This is a genomic window from Variovorax sp. dw_954 (genome assembly GCF_018449755.1).
In the GTDB taxonomy this organism is placed as follows: domain Bacteria; phylum Pseudomonadota; class Gammaproteobacteria; order Burkholderiales; family Burkholderiaceae_C; genus Variovorax.
This window is the reverse complement of sequence record NZ_JAAVVD010000116.1, coordinates 1-456: the sequence shown is the minus strand read 5'-3', so window position 1 is coordinate 456 and position 456 is coordinate 1. Positions and strand designations below refer to the sequence as shown.

Annotated in this window: 1 protein-coding gene; it reads right to left on the bottom strand. The window is 68.2% G+C overall.

The genetic code is table 11. The features are described 5' to 3' along the window. Nucleotides 1-176: 176 nt before the first annotated feature. A partial coding sequence (locus HB681_RS37770; RefSeq protein WP_275946441.1) for an NAD(P)-dependent oxidoreductase occupies nucleotides 177-456 on the bottom strand: 280 nt, incomplete at its 5' end.

Genomic DNA, 456 nt, shown 5'->3' with positions numbered 1-456 from the left:
GCGGATGCCGAGCGTGCGCATGGCCTGTACGCCGCCGGCCGCATCGTCGATGCCGAAGCACACGAAGGTGTAGTCCAGGCCCAGTTCGCGGTACGCGGCGTTGTGGACCTTGACGTTGAAGGTGAAGGGCTGGCCCGCGAGCGAGCCGCACAGCGTGGGGATGGAACTGGGCATGGCTACACCTTGGAAAGATCGAATGCGGCAACCGGCTTCTGCCCGGCGAGGACCTTCAGGAGATTGTCGGTGGCAAGCTCGGCCATGGCGCGGCGCGTCTCGTGCGTCGCGGAGCCGATGTGCGGCAGCGGCGTCACCTTCGGATGCGTGCGCAGCCGCGAATCCTGCTGCAGTGGCTCGACCGCGAACACATCGAGGCCGGCCGCGCGCAGGTGGCCGCTGTCGAGCGCGTCGAGCAATGCCGCTTCCTGCACGATGGCGCCGCGCGAGCCGTTGACGAAG